Here is a 15,571-nt window from a genome sequence, read left to right as displayed (position 1 = left end):
CGCGGGGTATACACTCGGTGTAGTCTCTGGTCATGACGGTTCCCCTGACCCTGCTCGGGCTGCTCGAACGCGAACCGAGCCACGGCTACGACCTCAAGCGCGACTACGACACCTTCTTCGGGCGCGGCAAGCCGCTGCCGTACGGGCAGGTCTACTCGACGCTGAGCCGGCTGGCCCGCGACGGCAAGGTGGTGGTCGGGGACGTCGCTCCCGGCGCCGGGCCGGACCGCAAGCGCTACGTCATCACCGACCGGGGCGCCACCGAGGTCGAGCACTGGCTGACCGAGCCGGTCGAGCCGGAACCGCACCTCCAGACCCTGTTGTTCACCAAGGTCGTGCTCGCGCTGATGCTCGACCGCCCGGCCGAGGAGTACCTGGACACCCAGCGCTCCGCCCACCTGCGCCGGATGCGCGAACTCACCGAGATCAAACGCAGCGGCGAACTCGTCGACGTGATGCTCGCCGACCACGGCCTCTACCACCTGGAGGCGGACCTGCGGTGGATCGAGACGACAGGCGCCCGGCTGGACGCCCTGAGAAAGGCGGTTCGGCCATGAGCCCGATGATCGAGGCCCGGGACGTGACGTACGCGTTCGGCGAGACACCCGCCCTGCGCGGCGCGAGCCTCGCCGTGTCGGCCGGTGAGGTCGTCGCCGTGATGGGACCGAGCGGCTCCGGCAAGTCGACGCTGCTGCACTGCCTGGCCGGCATCCTGCGCCCCGACTCCGGCGAGGTCCGGTTCGACGGCACCCGGATCGACACCCTCGGCGAGGCCGACCGCAGCACGCTGCGCCGCGACAGCTTCGGCTTCGTCTTCCAGTTCGGGCAGCTCGTGCCGGAACTCACCGCGGCGGAGAACGTGGCGTTGCCACTGCTGCTGCGCGGCGTCCGCCGCACTCCGGCGCTGCGCGCCGCCCGGGGCTGGTTCGAGCGGCTCGGCCTGGCCGGCCTGGAGCACCGCCGGTCCGGCGAACTGTCCGGCGGGCAGGCCCAGCGGGTCGCGCTGGCCCGCGGTCTGGTCGCCGAGCCCCGTGTGCTGTTCGCCGACGAGCCCACCGGCGCGCTCGACTCGCTCACCGGCGAGGAGGTGATGACGCTGCTCGTGGACGCCGCCCGCGAGCGTGGCACCACTGTCGTCCTGGTGACGCACGAGGCGCGCATCGCCGCGTACGCCGACCGCGAGGTCATGGTGCGCGACGGCCGGGTCAACGCCCCCGCCGGGGTCGTCTCGTGATCGGGCTCGCGCTCCGGCTCGCCGTCGCCGGCGGGCGGGAGGCGCTGGTCCGGCTGGTCGCCATCGCCGCCGCCGTCGCTGTGGGCACCGGGCTGCTGCTCACCACGCTCGCCGGTGTGCACGCCACCGACGCCCAGCTCACCCGCTACGCGTCGATGTACCCGCAGGAGACGGCCGACGGGGCCGCCGACCCGCTGCTGTGGTCCACCCGGACCGACTACTTCCGGGGCGACCAGATCACCCGGGTCGACGTCGCCGCGACCGGACCGGACGCGCCCACGCCGGTCGGTGTTCCCCGAGCCCCGGGGCCCGGCGAGTTCTACGCCTCCCCGGCGCTGCGGAAGCTGCTGGCGACCGTCCCCGCCGACCAGCTCGCCGACCGCTATCCGGGCCGGGACCTCGGTGCCGTCGGGCCGGCGGCGCTCACCTCGCCGGACACCCTGCTCGTCCTGGTCGGCGGCACTCCGGAGCAGGTGGGCGGGCTCGACCAGGTCCGGAAGGTCACCCGGCTCGACGGAAACAGCGCTCCGCTGCCCGGGGCCGCGGTCGACCTCATCCTCGGCGTGGTGGCGGGCGGCCTGCTGTTCCCCGTACTCGTCTTCATCGGCACGGCGACCCGCCTCGGCGCCGCCCGCCGGGAGCAGCGGTTCGCCGCCATGCGGCTGGTCGGTGCCACGCCCCGGCAGATCTCGGCCATCGCGGCCGTCGAGGCCGCGCTCGCGGCGGCGGCCGGCGCGGCGGTCGGCTTCGCGATGTTCTTCGCGCTCCGCGGGCAGCTCGCCGGCATCCCGTTCACCGGCATGCCGTTCTTCCCGGAGGACATGGCCGTCGGGGCGCCGGAGGCCCTCGTGGTGGCGGTGGGCGTGCCGGCGGGCGCGGCGGCCGCGGCCTGGATCGCGCTGCGCCGGGTCCGGATCTCCCCGCTCGGCGTCACCCGCCGGGTCACGCCCCGGCCGCCCCGTGTGTACCGGCTGATCCCGCTCGCGCTCGGCCTGGCCGGGCTGGGCTTCGCCCTGGTGTACCGGCCGCCCACCTCGGACGGTCAGACCGCGCTGTTCCTGCCCGCGCTGTTGCTGGTCATGGTCGGGCTGATCGCGGCCGGGCCGTGGCTGACCATGGTCGGCGCCCGGGCGATGGCCGCTCGCGCCGGCCGGCCCGCCGCGCTCATCGCCGCGCGCCGGCTCGCCGACAACCCGGCCGCCGGGTTCCGCGCGGTGGGCGGGGTGATGCTCGCGCTGTTCGTCACGACGGTGGCGGTCGGGGTGATGGGGACGATCACGTACGAGCGCGGTCCCGCACCCCGGGGTTCCCTGGAGGCCGGCCGGCTGTCGATGGTGCTGACGGACGACCCGCCGGTACCCGGCACGCTGCCGGCCGACCTGGCGGCGATTCCCGGCGTCCGCAACCCGGTGCTCGTGCGGGAGAACCCGGTACGCGAGAACGGCCGCGACTTCGGCGTGATCGCCTGCGCGGACATCCCGCCCGCCTACGGACGGTGCGCTCCGGGGGCGAGCGTCGCCGAGGTGCCGCCGGACCTGATCCCCTGGCGGGGGTCCGCCTCGGCCGACCGGATCTGGCCGTCGTCCCCGGTGGACCCGGCGGCCCTCGCGGGGCTCCCGGCGGGCTCGGTGGCGGTCGAGGCGGCGGACCCGGTCGCTGTGGAGCGGGCCCGGACGGTCCTCGAAGCGGCGTTCCCCGCCTTCTTCGTGGCGCCGAACGTGCCAGGCGACTTCGAGGCCGACTTCGCCGACACCATGCGGGGCTGGCAGCGGCTGGCCGACATCGTCGTGGTGGCCGGTCTCGTGCTCGCCGGATGCAGCCTGGCCGTCGCAGTGGCGGCCGGCCTCAGTGAACGGAAGCGGCCGTTCAGCCTGCTCCGGCTCAGCGGCGCCCCGGTACGGCTGCTGCGCCGGGTGGTGGCAGTGGAGAGCGTGGTGCCGCTGCTGACCGTCGCCGTGGTCGCGGTCGGGATGGGACTGGTCGCCGCGCAGTTGTTCCTGCGCGCGCAGATGCAGTACGACCTGCGCCTGCCGGGGATCGGGTTCGCCGCGGTGACGGCCCTCGGCGTCCTGGGCTGCCTCGCGGTCGTCGCCGCCACCCTGCCGCTGCTGGAACGGATCACCGGCCCGGAGACCGCCCGCAGCGAATGACCCGTACGGTGGGCCGGCCGCCCGCCGGCCCACCGGTGCGGGCATCGGGTTGTGTGGTTTTCCACACTCCCTTTTACTGAACGGTAACTTAAACTCCGGCCATGGACGACGCGATGCCGGGACGGCTGCCCGAGCGGGACCGCCCGTGGGTGATGCGCACGTACGCCGGGCACTCCTCCGCCGCGGCCACCAACGCGCTCTTCCGCCGCAACCTGGCGAAGGGGCAGACCGGCCTGTCGGTCGCCTTCGACCTGCCCACCCAGACCGGGTACGACCCGGACCACGAGCTGGCCGCCGGCGAGGTGGGCCGGGTCGGCGTGCCGGTGGCGCACCTGGGTGACATGCGGGCGTTGTTCGAGGGCATCCCGCTGGCCGAGATGAACACCTCGATGACCATCAACGCCCCGGCGATGTGGCTGCTCGGCCTCTACGGCACCGTCGCCGCCGAGCAGGGCGCGGAGCTGAGCCGCTGCGCCGGCACCACGCAGAACGACATCATCAAGGAGTACCTGTCCCGGGGGACGTACATCTTCCCGCCGGCGGCCTCGCTGCGGCTGACCGCCGACGTGATCGCGTACACGCTGCGCGAGATGCCCCGGTGGAACCCGGTGAACATCTGCTCGTACCACCTCCAGGAGGCCGGCGCGACGCCGGTGCAGGAGGTCGGCTTCGCGCTGGCCACCGCCGTCGCCGTGCTGGACACCGTGCGCGACTCCGGTCAGGTGCCGCCCGAGCGGATGGGCGACGTCGTCCAGCGGATCTCGTTCTTCGTCAACGCCGGGGTGCGCTTCGTCGAGGAGATCGCCAAGATGCGCGCGTTCGGCGCGCTCTGGGACGAGATCACCCGCGACCGCTACGGCGTGGAGAACCCGAAGCAGCGCCGGTTCCGCTTCGGCGTCCAGGTCAACTCGCTGGGCCTGACCGAGGCGCAGCCGGAGAACAACATCCAGCGGATCGTGCTGGAGATGCTCGGCGTCACGCTGTCCCGCGACGCCCGTGCCCGCGCGGTGCAGCTGCCCGCCTGGAACGAGGCGCTGGGCCTGCCCCGCCCGTGGGACCAGCAGTGGTCGCTGCGCATGCAGCAGGTGCTGGCGTACGAGTCGGACCTGCTGGAGTATCCGGACCTGTTCGCCGGCTCGCACGTGATGACCGCGCTGGTCGACGACATCGTCTCCGGTGCCCGGGTCGAGCTGGAGAAGGTGCTGGAGATGGGCGGCGTGGTCACCGCCGTCGAGACCGGCTACCTCAAGAGCGCGCTGGTGGCCTCGCTCGCCGACCGGCGCCGCCGGATGGAGTCCGGCTCGGACGTGGTGGTCGGCGTCAACCGGTTCACCGAGACCGAGCCGTCGCCGCTCACAGCGGCCGGCGCGGAGGCGATCGAGCAGGTGGACCCGGCCGTCGAGGAGGCGGCCACCGACGGCGTACGCCGGTGGCGGGCCGACCGGGACGCGGCGGCGGTCGAGGCGGCGCTGGACCGGCTGCGCGCCGATGCCGCCACCACGGCGAACCTGATGCCGGCGACGCTCGGATGTGTCAGGGCCGGTGTCACCACCGGCGAGTGGGCGGGCGCGCTGCGCCGGGTGTACGGCGAGTACCGCGCGCCGACCGGCCTGGCCGGGGCGGTCGGCACAGCCGGTGACGCGACCCTCGCCGGGGTGCGGGAGCGGGTCGTCGCGACCGCCCGGGAGCTGGGCAGCGGGCGGCTGCGGCTGCTGGTCGGCAAGCCGGGGCTGGACGGGCACTCCAACGGCGCGGAGCAGATCGCGGTACGCGCCCGCGACGCCGGCTTCGAGGTGGTCTACCAGGGCATCCGCCTGACCGCCGGGCAGATCGTGGCGGCGGCGGTGGAGGAGGACGTCGACCTGGTCGGCCTCTCCGTGCTCTCCGGCTCGCACCTGGCCGCCGTGCCGGCGGTGCTGGACGGGCTGCGCGCGGCCGGGCGGGGCGACCTGCCGGTGGTGGTGGGCGGGATCATCCCGGCCGCCGACGCCGAGGCGCTGCGGGCCGCCGGGGTGGCCCGGGTGTTCACGCCGAAGGACTTCGCGCTCACCGGCATCATCGACGATCTGGTCACAGTGATCCGCGAGGCGAACACCCTGTCGTGAAAGGAAGGGCCCCTTATTAACGCCTCCGGTAGGCAAGGGGCCCCTTCTTAACAACCGCGCGCGAAAGCGGCGCTCGCAAGCAGGCGCCGCGTCCGCGCGGGCGGGTCAGCGGCTCTCGTAGGTCATGCAGTCGGCCATGTCCATGTCGGGGCCGACGGTGATGGCCGGGGCGTGACACTCCAGGTCGGCGTTGTGCCGGCAGTCGGCGCGCGAGCACGCGCCCACCTGCGCGACCAACTGGTCGAGGCCGCCGCGCACCGGCATCTCCACGAACGTGTGGCAGTGCGCGTGGTCGCTGCTGCCGATCGTGATGGCGAACGCGTGGCAGTCGTTCGTGTGGTTGTAGGCGCAGGACCGGACGGCGCACTCCTGGACCCGGGGCATCTCCAACGACGCGGTCATCTCCCGTACCTCCTTGGGTTTCTTGCCCCGATTTTAGGGGTTTCGGGAGTCGGTGCGGGTCAGACGCGGAAGCCGGCCGCGCGGGCCGCGGCGCGCTCGCGGCGCCGCTCCCGGCGGCGGCGGAACAGCCACGGTACGAAGAACACCAGGGCGACCAGGAACACCAGCACCAGCACCGGCAGCAGCAGCGCCACCACCGACATGACCACGCTCGTCGCGTCCTCGGCGGTGCTGGCCACCGGCGCGCCCACCCCGGCCGTGGTCGCGTTGATGACCGGCCGGGCGGCGGCCTTGAGCAGGTGTACGCCGAGCGCGATCAGCACGCCGACCACCACCGGCACCCACTGATGGGTGGAGAAGAACGTGTCCGGGTCGCTCACGGTGACCGTCTCCGAGCCGGCGCCCGCGCCGAACGCGAGCCCGCCCGCGGTCGGCCGGACCACCGTCTGCACCACGTCGTTGACGTGGTCGACCACTGGCACCTTGTCGGCCACCACCTCGACCGCGAGCAGCACGGCGAGGATCAGCACCACCCAGCCGTTGCCGAGCCACTGCCAGCCGCTCGGCAGCTCGACCAGATCGGTGTAGCGGGACAGCAGCCCCATCAGCAGCAGCGGGATGTAGGCGTTCAGGCCCGCCGAGGCGGCCAGGCCGGAACCGGTGAGGACTTCGAGCACGATCTCAATATGGCACCGGTACGCCAGTGGCGCTCGTCGGCGTCCGCCGGGGCCTCGGCTACCCTCGGCGGGTGCGGTTGGTGATTGCGAAGTGCTCGGTGGACTATGTCGGACGGCTCTCGGCCCACCTGCCCCCGGCTACCCGGTTGCTCATGGTGAAGGCGGACGGGTCGGTGTCGATCCATGCGGACGACCGGGCCTACAAGCCGTTGAACTGGATGAGCCCGCCCTGCCGGCTGGAGGAGGCGCCCGGCGTCTGGCGGGTGGTGAACAAGGCCGGCGAGGAGCTGCGCATCACCCTGGAGGAGATCTTCCAGGACACCTCGTACGAGCTGGGCGTGGACCCGGGCCTGCGCAAGGACGGCGTCGAGGCGCACCTCCAGGAGCTGCTCGCCGCGAACCCGGCGACGCTGGGGGAGGGGTACACGCTGGTCCGGCGCGAGTACATGACCGCGATCGGGCCGGTCGACCTGCTCTGCCGGGACGCGGTCGGCGGCGCGGTGGCGGTGGAGGTGAAGCGGCGCGGCGAGATCGACGGCGTGGAGCAGCTCACCCGCTACCTGGAGCTGATGAACCGCGATCCGCTGCTCGCGCCGGTGGCCGGCGTGTTCGCCGCGCAGGAGATCAAGCCGCAGGCGCGGGTGCTCGCCACCGACCGGGGGATCCGGTGCGTGGTGGTCGACTACGACAAGCTGCGCGGCATCGAGCGCGACGAGCTGACGCTGTTCTGAGGCGCCGCCTCAGCGGCCCCGGCCGTACATCAGCTTGGCGATCTTGACCAGGCGGGCGACGTCGGCCGGGGTGCGCTCGAACGTCATCGCCGGCAGCAGCGACCGGGCCCGGCGGCGGGTGACCGACTTGGGCCGGCCGAACTCGCGCAGCCCCTCCTCGCCGTGGATGCGGCCGAAGCCGGACTCGCCGGTGCCGCCGAACGGCAGCGTCGACATCCCGGCGAACGTCAGCGCCGAGTTGACCGAGGCCATCCCGGAGCGCAGCCGCCGCGCCACCGCCACCGCCCGCGCCCGGCCGAAGACCGAACCCCCGAGCCCGTACGGCAGCGCGTTGGCCCGCTCGACCGCCTCGTCCACGTCGCGGACGCGGTTGACCACGAGCGTCGGGCCGAACGTCTCCTCCTTCACGGCGGCCGAGTCCTCCGGCACGTCGACGAGCACCGTCGGGTGCACGTACGGCGGCTGGACCGCCTCCGGGCCGCCGAGCACGGCCCGGCCGCCCCGGCTGAGCGCGTCGTCGATGTGCCGGCGGATGATGTCGATCTGCGACGGCATGGTGATCGGGCCGAGGTCGGACCCGTCGGCGCCCACAGTGAGCCGCCCGGCCTTCGCCACCACCTTCTCCACGAAGGTGTCGAAGACCTGGTCGACCGCGTAGACCCGCTCGATGCCGATGCACGTCTGGCCGGCGTTGGTGAGCCCGCCCCACACGCACGCCTCCGCCGCGGCGTCCAGGTCGGCGTCCGTGTCCACGATCATCGCGTCCTTGCCGCCGGCCTCCAGCAGCACCGGCGTGAGCGACTCGGCGCAGGCGGCCATCACCCGCTTCGCGGTGGCGGTCGAGCCGGTGAACGCGACCTTGCCGACCCCGGAGCGGCACAGCGCGGCACCGACCGCGCCGAACCCGTGCACCGCCTGGAACACCGGCTGCTCCGGCACCACCTCGGCGAACCTGTCGACCAGCCACTGACCGACCGCCGGGGTGTACTCGCTCGGCTTGAACACCACGGCGTTGCCGGCCGCGAGCGCGTACGCGGCGGAGCCGATCGGCGTGAAGACCGGGTAGTTCCACGGGCCGATGACGCCGACCACGCCGTACGGCTGGTATTCGAGGTGACCGGTGAACTCGGCGAGGATCAGGCGGGAGCGGACCCGGCGCGGCCCGAGCACCCGCCGGGCGTTGCGGGCCGCCCAGTCGATGTGCTCCAGCGCGGTGAGGATCTCCACCACGGCGTCACCGACCGGCTTGCCGCCCTCGGTGTGCATCAGGTCGGCCAGCTCCTCGATCCGCCGGGCGAGCACGCCGCGCCAGCGCTGGAGGCGGTCCCGCCGGCCGGCGAAGCCGAGCCCGGCCCACCAGTCGCCGGCCTCCCGGGCGCGGTCGACAGCGGCACGCACGTCCGCCTCGTCGGCCAGCGGGAATCTGCCTGCCTCGGCGCCGGTGGCCGGGCTGGTCGAGACCAATAGACCCTCGGAGATGAGCGGGGCGCCCGGCACGTGTACAGCGGTCATGGCCGAAGTCTAGACCCGAGGATTACTCGCCGGTAGGTGTCGAACGCGCCGTACGCTGCGCCGACGATCAGCCGTCGCATCGACGGAAGTGCCGTCCGAAACGGCGAACGGGAGATGACCGGCCGGGGTCGCGGGGGTGACCGCGCGGTGGTGCAAGCCACTACGGTGAGGTGGCAGGCTGACGCCGCGGGGCGATGTGGGGTGGAGGTCGACTGTCCATGGAGGAGCATCCTGAGCTGATGCCGTTGCTGACGGTGTCGGGCGGGGCGATGCGGGGGCTCACGTTCCGGGTCGGCCAGGACGCGCAGGTGATCGGCCGTGCGCCGACCGCCGACATCGTGCTCGCCGACCCGCACCTGAGCCGGCGGCACGCCACCGTCCGGGCCACCCCGGAGGGGGTGATGCTCACCGACCTCGGCTCGACCAACGGCACCTGGCTCAACGACACCCGGGTCACCGGCAGCGTGGCGATCGCCGACGGCGACGTGGTCCGGCTGGGCCGCACCGACCTGCGCCTCTACGACCCGGGCGTGGCCCGGACCGACCCGGTCGGGATGAGCTTCGGCGCGCTGCGCCGCGACCAGCGTCCCACCCTGCCGCTGCCCGTCCCCGGGCCGCGCCAGCCGATCGAGGCGCGCGAGGCGCAGCCGGCCGACGTCAGCTAGACCTCCGGGCATCCGCCGGGCCCTCGGGGCCGCTGATGGGTTGGCGCTCCCAGGCCCGGTCGATGCCGCCGGTGCGGGCGAGCCCGGTCGATCATGAAGTTGGCGGCGTTCTGCGTCCGATATGTCGCCGTCAACCTCATGATCGACGCGGTGAGGGGGCGGGGTGGTCCGGCGCCCACCTCTCGGGCGGGCCGGTGTGTCGGTGGGGCACATGGACCGGGGGCCGGTGCCCGTGCCAGCATGCGCGGATGCGCAGCGCACGGCTCACCGTCCAGGCCAACGGCATCACTCAGGCGGTCCGCGTGGCCGGTCCACCGGACGGCGTACCGGTCCTGCTGGTGCACGGCAACGTCTCCTCCTCCGCCTTCTGGGAACCGCTGCTCGCCCGGCTGCCGGAGACGCTGCGGGTGGTCGCCCCCGACCTGCGCGGCTACGGCGAGACCGACACCGCGCCGGTCGACGCCACCCGAGGGCTCGACGACTTCGCCGACGACGTGGCCGCGCTGCTGGACGCCCCGGGGCTGTTCGCGCCCGGCGCCCGGCCGGTGGTGGCCGGGCACTCGCTGGGCGGCGGCGTGGCGATGCGGCTGCTCGTCGGCCACCCCGAGCGGGTGGCCGGGCTGCTGCTGGAGGCGCCGGTGTCCCCGTACGGCTTCGGCGGCACCCGGGACCTCGACGGCACCCCCACCACGCCCGACTTCGCCGGCACCGGCGCCGGCGGCGCGAACCCCGACTTCGTGGCCCGGCTCGCCGCCGGTGACCGGAGCGCCGACGGCCCGACCAGCCCGCGGGCGGTGCTGCGCGCCGCGTACGTGGCCGACCCGGCGTCACTCGGCGACGACGAGGACCTGCTGCTGGAGAGCATGCTGACCACCGCCACCGGCGACGACAACTACCCGGGCACGGCTGTCGCCTCGGCGCACTGGCCGGGGACCGCCGCCGGGCCGCGCGGCGTTCTCAACGCGCTGGCCCCGGCCCACTTCCGGCTCGCCGACGAGCTGGTCGCCGTGCCGGTCAAGCCGCCGGTGACCTGGGTACGCGGGGACGCCGACGTGATCGTCTCGGACACCTCGCTGTTCGACCTGGCGTACCTCGGCCGGCTCGGTGTGGTGCCCGGCTGGCCCGGCGACGGGGAGTGTCCGCCGCAGCCGATGGTGGGGCAGACCCGCGCGGTGCTGGACCGGTACGCGGCGGCCGGCGGGACGTACCGCGAGGTGGTGCTGCCCGGCTGCGGGCACAGCCCGCACCTGGAGCGGCCGGCGGAGTTCGTCGCCGAACTGCTGGCGCTGGCCGGGGAGAACGCCACCGGGTGAGGCGCGGTGCGTGAAATATCCCACGGCGTCTCGACAACACAGCGTCACGTGGCAGACTCCGGCGCATAACCTTAGCGGCCGTTCATGTCGCGGACGGCGGAGTCGAGCCAGGGGAGGCCGGTCGTGGCGCGGGAGTTCACCAGGGTGGGCGTGGTGGGTCTGGGCACCATGGGTGCCGGCATCGTGGAGGTGTTCGCCCGCAACGGCGTCGACGTCACAGCCGTCGAGATCTCCGACGCGGCGCTGGAACGCGGCCGGGCCACGCTCACCGGCTCCACCGACCGGGCCGTCGCCAAGGGCAAGCTCGCCGAGGCCGAGCGGGACGCCCTGCTCGCGCGGGTCGACTTCCGGGTCGGGCTGGACGCGCTGCACGACGTGGACCTGGTGATCGAGGCGGTGCCCGAGCACCTGGACCTCAAGCAGCGGATCTTCGCCGAGCTGGACCGGGTCTGCAAGCCCGAGGCGATCCTGGCCACCAACACGTCCTCGCTGAGCGTCACCGAGATCTCCGTCGCCACCACCCGGCCCAACCAGGTCATCGGTATCCACTTCTTCAACCCGGCCCCGGTGATGAAGCTGGTCGAGGTGGTCCGCACGGTGGTCACCTCCGCCGACGTGGTCGCCGACGTGGAGGCGCTCTGCGAGCGGCTCGGCAAGGTCGACGTGACGATCAGCGACCGGGCTGGCTTCATCGCCAACGCGCTGCTGTTCGGCTACCTGAACCACGCGGTCGGCATGTTCGAGGCCCGCTACGCCACCCGCGAGGACATCGACGCTGCCATGAAGCTCGGCTGCGGCCTGCCGATGGGCCCGCTGGCGCTGATGGACCTGATCGGCCTGGACACCGCGTACGAGATCCTCGACACCATGTACCGGCGCGGCGGCCGGGACCGCCGGCACGCCCCGGCCCCGCTGCTCAAGCAGATGGTCACCGCCGGGCTGCTGGGCCGCAAGTCCGGCCGCGGCTTCTACACCTACGAGCGGCCCGGCTCGCCGAAGGTCGTACCCGACGAGTACACGCCGCTCGCCGCGGACGCCGCGGACGCCGCGCTCGCCGACGGCGCCCGCGCCATCGCGAAGGTCGGCGTGGTCGGCTCCGGCACCATGGCCACCGGCATCATCGAGGTGTTCGCCAAGGCCGGGTACGAGGTCATCTCGGTGACCCGGGGCGCGGAGAAGTCCGCGAAGGTCTGCGAGGCGGTAAAGACCTCGCTGAACAAGGGCGTGGTGCGCGGCAAGCTCAGCGAGACCGACCGGGACGACGCGCTCGGCCGGATCACCTGGTCCGCGACGCTGGAGCACCTGGCCGACGTCGACCTGGTGGTCGAGGCCGTGATCGAGGAGCTGAGCGTCAAGAAGGCGCTGTTCGCCAGCCTCGACGAGATCTGCAAGCCGGGCGTCGTGCTCGCCACCACCACCTCGTCGCTGCCGGTGATCGACGTGGCGATGGCGACCCAGCGCCCCGCCGACGTGGTCGGCCTGCACTTCTTCAACCCGGCGCCGATCATGCCGCTGGTGGAGATCGTGCAGACCATCCGCACCTCCGCCGAGACGTCGGCCACCGCCCGCGCGGTCTGCGCGAAGCTCGGCAAGACCGGCGTGGTCTGCGGCGACCGGTCCGGCTTCATCGTCAACGCGCTGCTGTTCCCGTACCTGAACGACGCGGTGAAGATGCTGGAGGCCAGCTACTCGACCGCCGACGACATCGACTACGCGATGAAGCTGGGCTGCGGCTACCCGATGGGTCCGTTCGAGCTGCTCGACGTGGTCGGCCTGGACGTCTCGCTGGCCATCCAGCGGGAGCTGTACCTGGAGCTGCGCGAGCCCGGCTTCGCCCCGGCCCCGCTGCTGGAGCACCTGGTCACGGCCGGCTACCTGGGCCGCAAGTCCGGCCGGGGCTTCCGCGACCACACCCGGCGCTGATCCCGGTCAACGCCCGGCGGCGGTGACGGCGTCTTCCTGGTGTGACATTCGAGGAGTACGTCGGCAGCCGCGGCCCGGCGCTGTTGCGCCTGGCCCGGCTGCTCACCGGCGACACACACCGGGCCGAGGACCTGACGCAGGACGTGCTGGCCCGCGCGTACGTGCACTGGCGGAGGATCGCCCGGGCCGACCGGCCCGACGTGTACGTGCGCCGGATGCTCGTCAACGCGAACACGTCCTGGTGGCGGCGGCGGTCCAACCGCGAGCTGGCGGTGGACACGTTCGCCGACCGGCCCCAGCGCGGCGACCTCGGTGGCGAGGCGGCGGACCGGGACGAGATGTGGGGGCTGATCCGCGCCCTCCCGGACCGCCAGCGCGCCGTGCTGGTGCTGCGCTACTACGAGGATCTCGACGACGCCACGATCGCCCAGATCCTCGACTGCTCCCCGGTCACCGTCCGCACCCACGCGATGCGGGCGCTCGCCCACCTCCGGGAGCGCTGCGGCGTCCCGATGACCAAGGGGAGCCGGCCGTGACCGACCTCGACCAGCGGATCGCCTCGGTGCTGCGGGAGCAGGCCGAAGGAGACGTGGACATCGACCGGCTGACCGCCGGGGCCGTGACGGGTGGCCGTCGTCGGCTACGCCGTCGCCGGGCCGTGCTCGGTGGCGGTCTCGCCCTGGTCGCGCTGCTCGGCGGCCTCGCCGTCGTCCCGGCCCTGCCGGGCCTGGACCGGCCGTTCACCGGCCCGGCTGCCTCGGCCATCCCGGCCGAGGCGGCGCCACCGCTGATGCCGGCCGCGCCGGGAGCGGCGGCCGCGCCGGAGGTCGTCGGCACCGATGCCGGAGTGCTGCACTTCGGCGTCGACACCACCAAGGTCCGCTACCTGCGCTGGGAGGTGGCGCAGGGCCTGGAGAGCGCCCAGCTGGACGTCGGCGGCGGGCGAAAGGTCACCGTCGAGCTGGCGCGCTCGTCGCGGACGCTACGGGAGTCCGGCGCCGAGGGGGTGCCCTTCAAGATCAGTATGTTCGCCGAGGAGGCGGCGTTCGACGGCCGGACCAGCAGCACGACCGTCGACGGGCTGCCGATCCAGGTCCGGCAGTGGAAGCCGGCCCCCGGCCTGTACGCGCGGGCCAGCGTGTGGGCGCCGCAGGACACGGCGCTGACCGTCGCGGTGGAGGCGTTGCGGCTGACCGAGGCGCGCCGCTGCGGTGCGCCCGTCCGCCTCACGACCGTGCCGGACGGCGCCCGGGTTGCCGGCTGCCGGGTCGACGTGACCGGCTTCCCGCGGCTGGTGACCGCCCGGTTCGGCATCGTCGGCACCTCCACCCGGACGATGAGCGTCTCCTACCAGTACGCGGCCGAGATCTCGCCCCGCACGGTGGACGGCAACATGACGATCGCCGGGCGGCCCGCCCACCTCTACCCGGAACAGGGCCGGGTCGAGCTGCTGGGCGTGCCGAAGTCGCGCCTGCTCGCCGATTACGGCTGGCCGGAGCAGGGGTTCGACAAACTCGACGCGGCGCTCGTGCTGGGTGGCGTGCAGGTGGCGCCGGACCCGACCCGTCCGGAGACCTGGGACTGAGCGGCCGCCCGTCGGCCGGACCGCCCGACCCGGGCCGGTCCGGCCGGCGGACCGTACGCTTGGTGACCGTGAGCCCTCGTCGCAACCGCCCTCGCCGGGAGGAGAACCCCGGCCTGGACGCCGAGCGTGCCCGCCACGGCGTGCCGACCGTGCAGCAGTGGCGCGACGGCGACTGGCAGGTGCGCGCGATCAGCGGCGGGGCATCAGTCAAGACGTACCGCTGTCCCGGCTGTGACCAGGAGATCCGTCCCGGCGTGGCACATCTGGTGGCCTGGCCGGCCGACGACCGGGGTGACCTGACCGACCGCCGGCACTGGCACTCCGGCTGCTGGCGGGCCCGGGACCGGCGCGGGCCGAACCTCCAGCGCGGCCGGGGCGCCCCGCGCTACGGCTGAGCGATCTGGATCACCCGGTTCCCGTCCCGCTGGGCGGCGGGGCCGCCGACGCGGGAGACTGGCAGGCGTGAGCACTCCGATTCGCGCGTCGTCGATCCTGCCCGGTCGCCGGGAGGACATCGAGCTGCACACCGCCGACGGGCTGACGCTCGTCGGCGAGCTGGCCCGGCCGCTGGACCGCGAACCGGCCGCCACGCTCGTCTGCCTGCACCCGCTGCCCACCCACGGCGGGATGATGGACAGCCATGTGTTCCGCAAGGCGGCCTGGCGGCTGCCCGCGCTGGCCGGCCTCGCAGTGCTCCGGTTCAACACCCGGGGGACCAGCAGCGTCCGCGGCACCAGCGAGGGAACGTTCGACGGCGCGGTCGGCGAGAAGTTCGACGTGGCCGCCGCGATCGAGTACGCCGAGTTCCACGAGCTGCCGAACATCTGGCTGGTCGGGTGGTCGTTCGGCACCGACCTGGCGCTGAAGTACGGCTGCGACCCGGCGGTGGCCGGCGCGATCCTGCTCTCCCCGCCGCTGCGCTACTCCGCGCCGGAGGACCTGGGGGTCTGGGCCGAGACGGGTAAGCCGCTCACCGCGCTGGTCCCCGAGTTCGACGACTACCTGCGCCCGGAGGAGGCCCGGGAGCGGTTCGCCGCCGTGCCGCAGGCCGAGGTGGTGGGCGTGGACGGCGCCAAGCACCTGTGGGTCGGCGACGCGGAGAAGGTGCTGGACGAGATCGTCCGGCGGGTCGCCCCCGGCGTACCGCTGCCGCTGCCGACCACCTGGGACGGCCCGATGGAGACCGGCGACGTCAGCGCGTACGCCGACCGCACCGTCGCCGCGTTCGCGGACACCCCGGTTCCCGGCCCGGCCCAGCGGCGCGCCGAGTAACC

The 15,571-nt window shown here is 73.7% G+C and carries 15 protein-coding genes; 12 read left to right on the top strand and 3 right to left on the bottom strand.

Annotation, left to right across the window (positions count from 1 at the left end; translation table 11 throughout):
- Nucleotides 1-32: 32 nt before the first annotated feature.
- The 4 genes from FB454_RS04535 (at nucleotide 33) to FB454_RS04520 (ending at nucleotide 5,489) form a co-directional block, all read left to right on the top strand.
- Nucleotides 33-557 (top strand): PadR family transcriptional regulator, encoded by a 525-nt coding sequence (locus FB454_RS04535; RefSeq protein WP_047893384.1) that lies wholly within the window; start codon nucleotides 33-35, stop codon nucleotides 555-557.
- Nucleotides 554-1,234, top strand: coding sequence for an ABC transporter ATP-binding protein (locus tag FB454_RS04530; RefSeq protein WP_030271431.1), 681 nt, complete (start codon nucleotides 554-556; stop codon nucleotides 1,232-1,234). Before FB454_RS04535 ends, FB454_RS04530 begins: the two co-directional genes overlap by 4 nt.
- On the top strand, nucleotides 1,231-3,384 hold the full coding sequence (locus FB454_RS04525) for an FtsX-like permease family protein (protein WP_145822570.1): 2,154 nt from the start codon (nucleotides 1,231-1,233) through the stop codon (nucleotides 3,382-3,384). The genes FB454_RS04530 and FB454_RS04525 overlap by 4 nt, the downstream gene beginning before the upstream one ends.
- 101 nt (nucleotides 3,385-3,485) lie before the next feature.
- Entirely contained in the window at nucleotides 3,486-5,489 is a 2,004-nt protein-coding gene (locus tag FB454_RS04520; protein WP_145822569.1) for a protein meaA, read from the top strand.
- A 105-nt stretch (nucleotides 5,490-5,594) separates the two neighbouring features.
- Here the strand turns inward: FB454_RS04520 and FB454_RS04515 are convergent, their stop codons facing one another.
- Complete coding sequence (locus FB454_RS04515; protein WP_013288237.1) at nucleotides 5,595-5,891, bottom strand: DUF1540 domain-containing protein; 297 nt, start codon at nucleotides 5,889-5,891, stop codon at nucleotides 5,595-5,597.
- A 59-nt stretch (nucleotides 5,892-5,950) separates the two neighbouring features.
- Nucleotides 5,951-6,568 (bottom strand): DUF4126 domain-containing protein, encoded by a 618-nt coding sequence (locus tag FB454_RS04510; RefSeq protein WP_013288236.1) that lies wholly within the window; start codon nucleotides 6,566-6,568, stop codon nucleotides 5,951-5,953.
- Nucleotides 6,569-6,639: 71 nt separating this feature from the next.
- On the opposite strand from FB454_RS04510, the gene nucS reads away from it, so the two are divergent.
- Complete coding sequence (gene nucS / locus FB454_RS04505; protein ID WP_030271426.1) at nucleotides 6,640-7,299, top strand: endonuclease NucS; 660 nt, start codon at nucleotides 6,640-6,642, stop codon at nucleotides 7,297-7,299.
- A gap of 9 nt (nucleotides 7,300-7,308) precedes the next feature.
- Here nucS and FB454_RS04500 read toward each other — a convergent pair whose 3' ends face one another.
- Entirely contained in the window at nucleotides 7,309-8,811 is a 1,503-nt protein-coding gene (locus tag FB454_RS04500) for an aldehyde dehydrogenase family protein (RefSeq protein WP_145822568.1), read from the bottom strand.
- A gap of 218 nt (nucleotides 8,812-9,029) precedes the next feature.
- Between FB454_RS04500 and FB454_RS04495 the strand changes: the two genes are divergently transcribed.
- The 7 genes from FB454_RS04495 to FB454_RS04465 all read left to right on the top strand — a co-directional run bounded on the left by FB454_RS04495 (nucleotide 9,030) and on the right by FB454_RS04465 (nucleotide 15,569).
- Nucleotides 9,030-9,476 (top strand): FHA domain-containing protein, encoded by a 447-nt coding sequence (locus tag FB454_RS04495; RefSeq protein ID WP_013288233.1) that lies wholly within the window; start codon nucleotides 9,030-9,032, stop codon nucleotides 9,474-9,476.
- 248 nt (nucleotides 9,477-9,724) lie between these two features.
- On the top strand, nucleotides 9,725-10,789 hold the full coding sequence (locus FB454_RS04490; RefSeq protein WP_091330892.1) for an alpha/beta fold hydrolase: 1,065 nt from the start codon (nucleotides 9,725-9,727) through the stop codon (nucleotides 10,787-10,789).
- Nucleotides 10,790-10,912: 123 nt separating this feature from the next.
- Nucleotides 10,913-12,712 carry a 3-hydroxybutyryl-CoA dehydrogenase gene (locus tag FB454_RS04485; protein ID WP_145822567.1) on the top strand — a complete coding sequence of 600 codons (1,800 nt, stop codon included), beginning with the start codon at nucleotides 10,913-10,915 and terminating at the stop codon, nucleotides 12,710-12,712.
- A gap of 41 nt (nucleotides 12,713-12,753) precedes the next feature.
- Entirely contained in the window at nucleotides 12,754-13,248 is a 495-nt protein-coding gene (locus tag FB454_RS04480; protein WP_013288230.1) for a SigE family RNA polymerase sigma factor, read from the top strand.
- Complete coding sequence (locus FB454_RS04475; protein WP_145822566.1) at nucleotides 13,245-14,297, top strand: hypothetical protein; 1,053 nt, start codon at nucleotides 13,245-13,247, stop codon at nucleotides 14,295-14,297. The genes FB454_RS04480 and FB454_RS04475 overlap by 4 nt, the downstream gene beginning before the upstream one ends.
- Nucleotides 14,298-14,359: 62 nt before the next feature.
- Nucleotides 14,360-14,692 carry a hypothetical protein gene (locus FB454_RS04470; RefSeq protein WP_013288228.1) on the top strand — a complete coding sequence of 111 codons (333 nt, stop codon included), beginning with the start codon at nucleotides 14,360-14,362 and terminating at the stop codon, nucleotides 14,690-14,692.
- Between the two features lie 67 nt (nucleotides 14,693-14,759).
- Complete coding sequence (locus tag FB454_RS04465; protein WP_013475373.1) at nucleotides 14,760-15,569, top strand: alpha/beta hydrolase; 810 nt, start codon at nucleotides 14,760-14,762, stop codon at nucleotides 15,567-15,569.
- The last annotated feature ends 2 nt before the right edge of the window (nucleotides 15,570-15,571 follow it).

The sequence above is a fragment of the Micromonospora sp. CNZ297 genome (genome assembly GCF_007827625.1).
The sequence above is the reverse complement of the archived record's forward strand: the minus strand, read 5'-3'. Positions and strand labels throughout refer to the sequence as shown.

Coding starts and splice junctions, on each gene's coding strand:
- FB454_RS04535 (WP_047893384.1), top strand. CDS start 33: ATGACGGTTCCCCTGACCCTGCTCGGGCTGCTCGAACGCGAACCGAGC.
- FB454_RS04530 (WP_030271431.1), top strand. CDS start 554: ATGAGCCCGATGATCGAGGCCCGGGACGTGACGTACGCGTTCGGCGAG.
- FB454_RS04520 (WP_145822569.1), top strand. CDS start 3,486: ATGGACGACGCGATGCCGGGACGGCTGCCCGAGCGGGACCGCCCGTGG.
- FB454_RS04515 (WP_013288237.1), bottom strand. CDS start 5,891: ATGACCGCGTCGTTGGAGATGCCCCGGGTCCAGGAGTGCGCCGTCCGG.
- FB454_RS04500 (WP_145822568.1), bottom strand. CDS start 8,811: ATGACCGCTGTACACGTGCCGGGCGCCCCGCTCATCTCCGAGGGTCTA.
- FB454_RS04495 (WP_013288233.1), top strand. CDS start 9,030: ATGGAGGAGCATCCTGAGCTGATGCCGTTGCTGACGGTGTCGGGCGGG.
- FB454_RS04490 (WP_091330892.1), top strand. CDS start 9,725: ATGCGCAGCGCACGGCTCACCGTCCAGGCCAACGGCATCACTCAGGCG.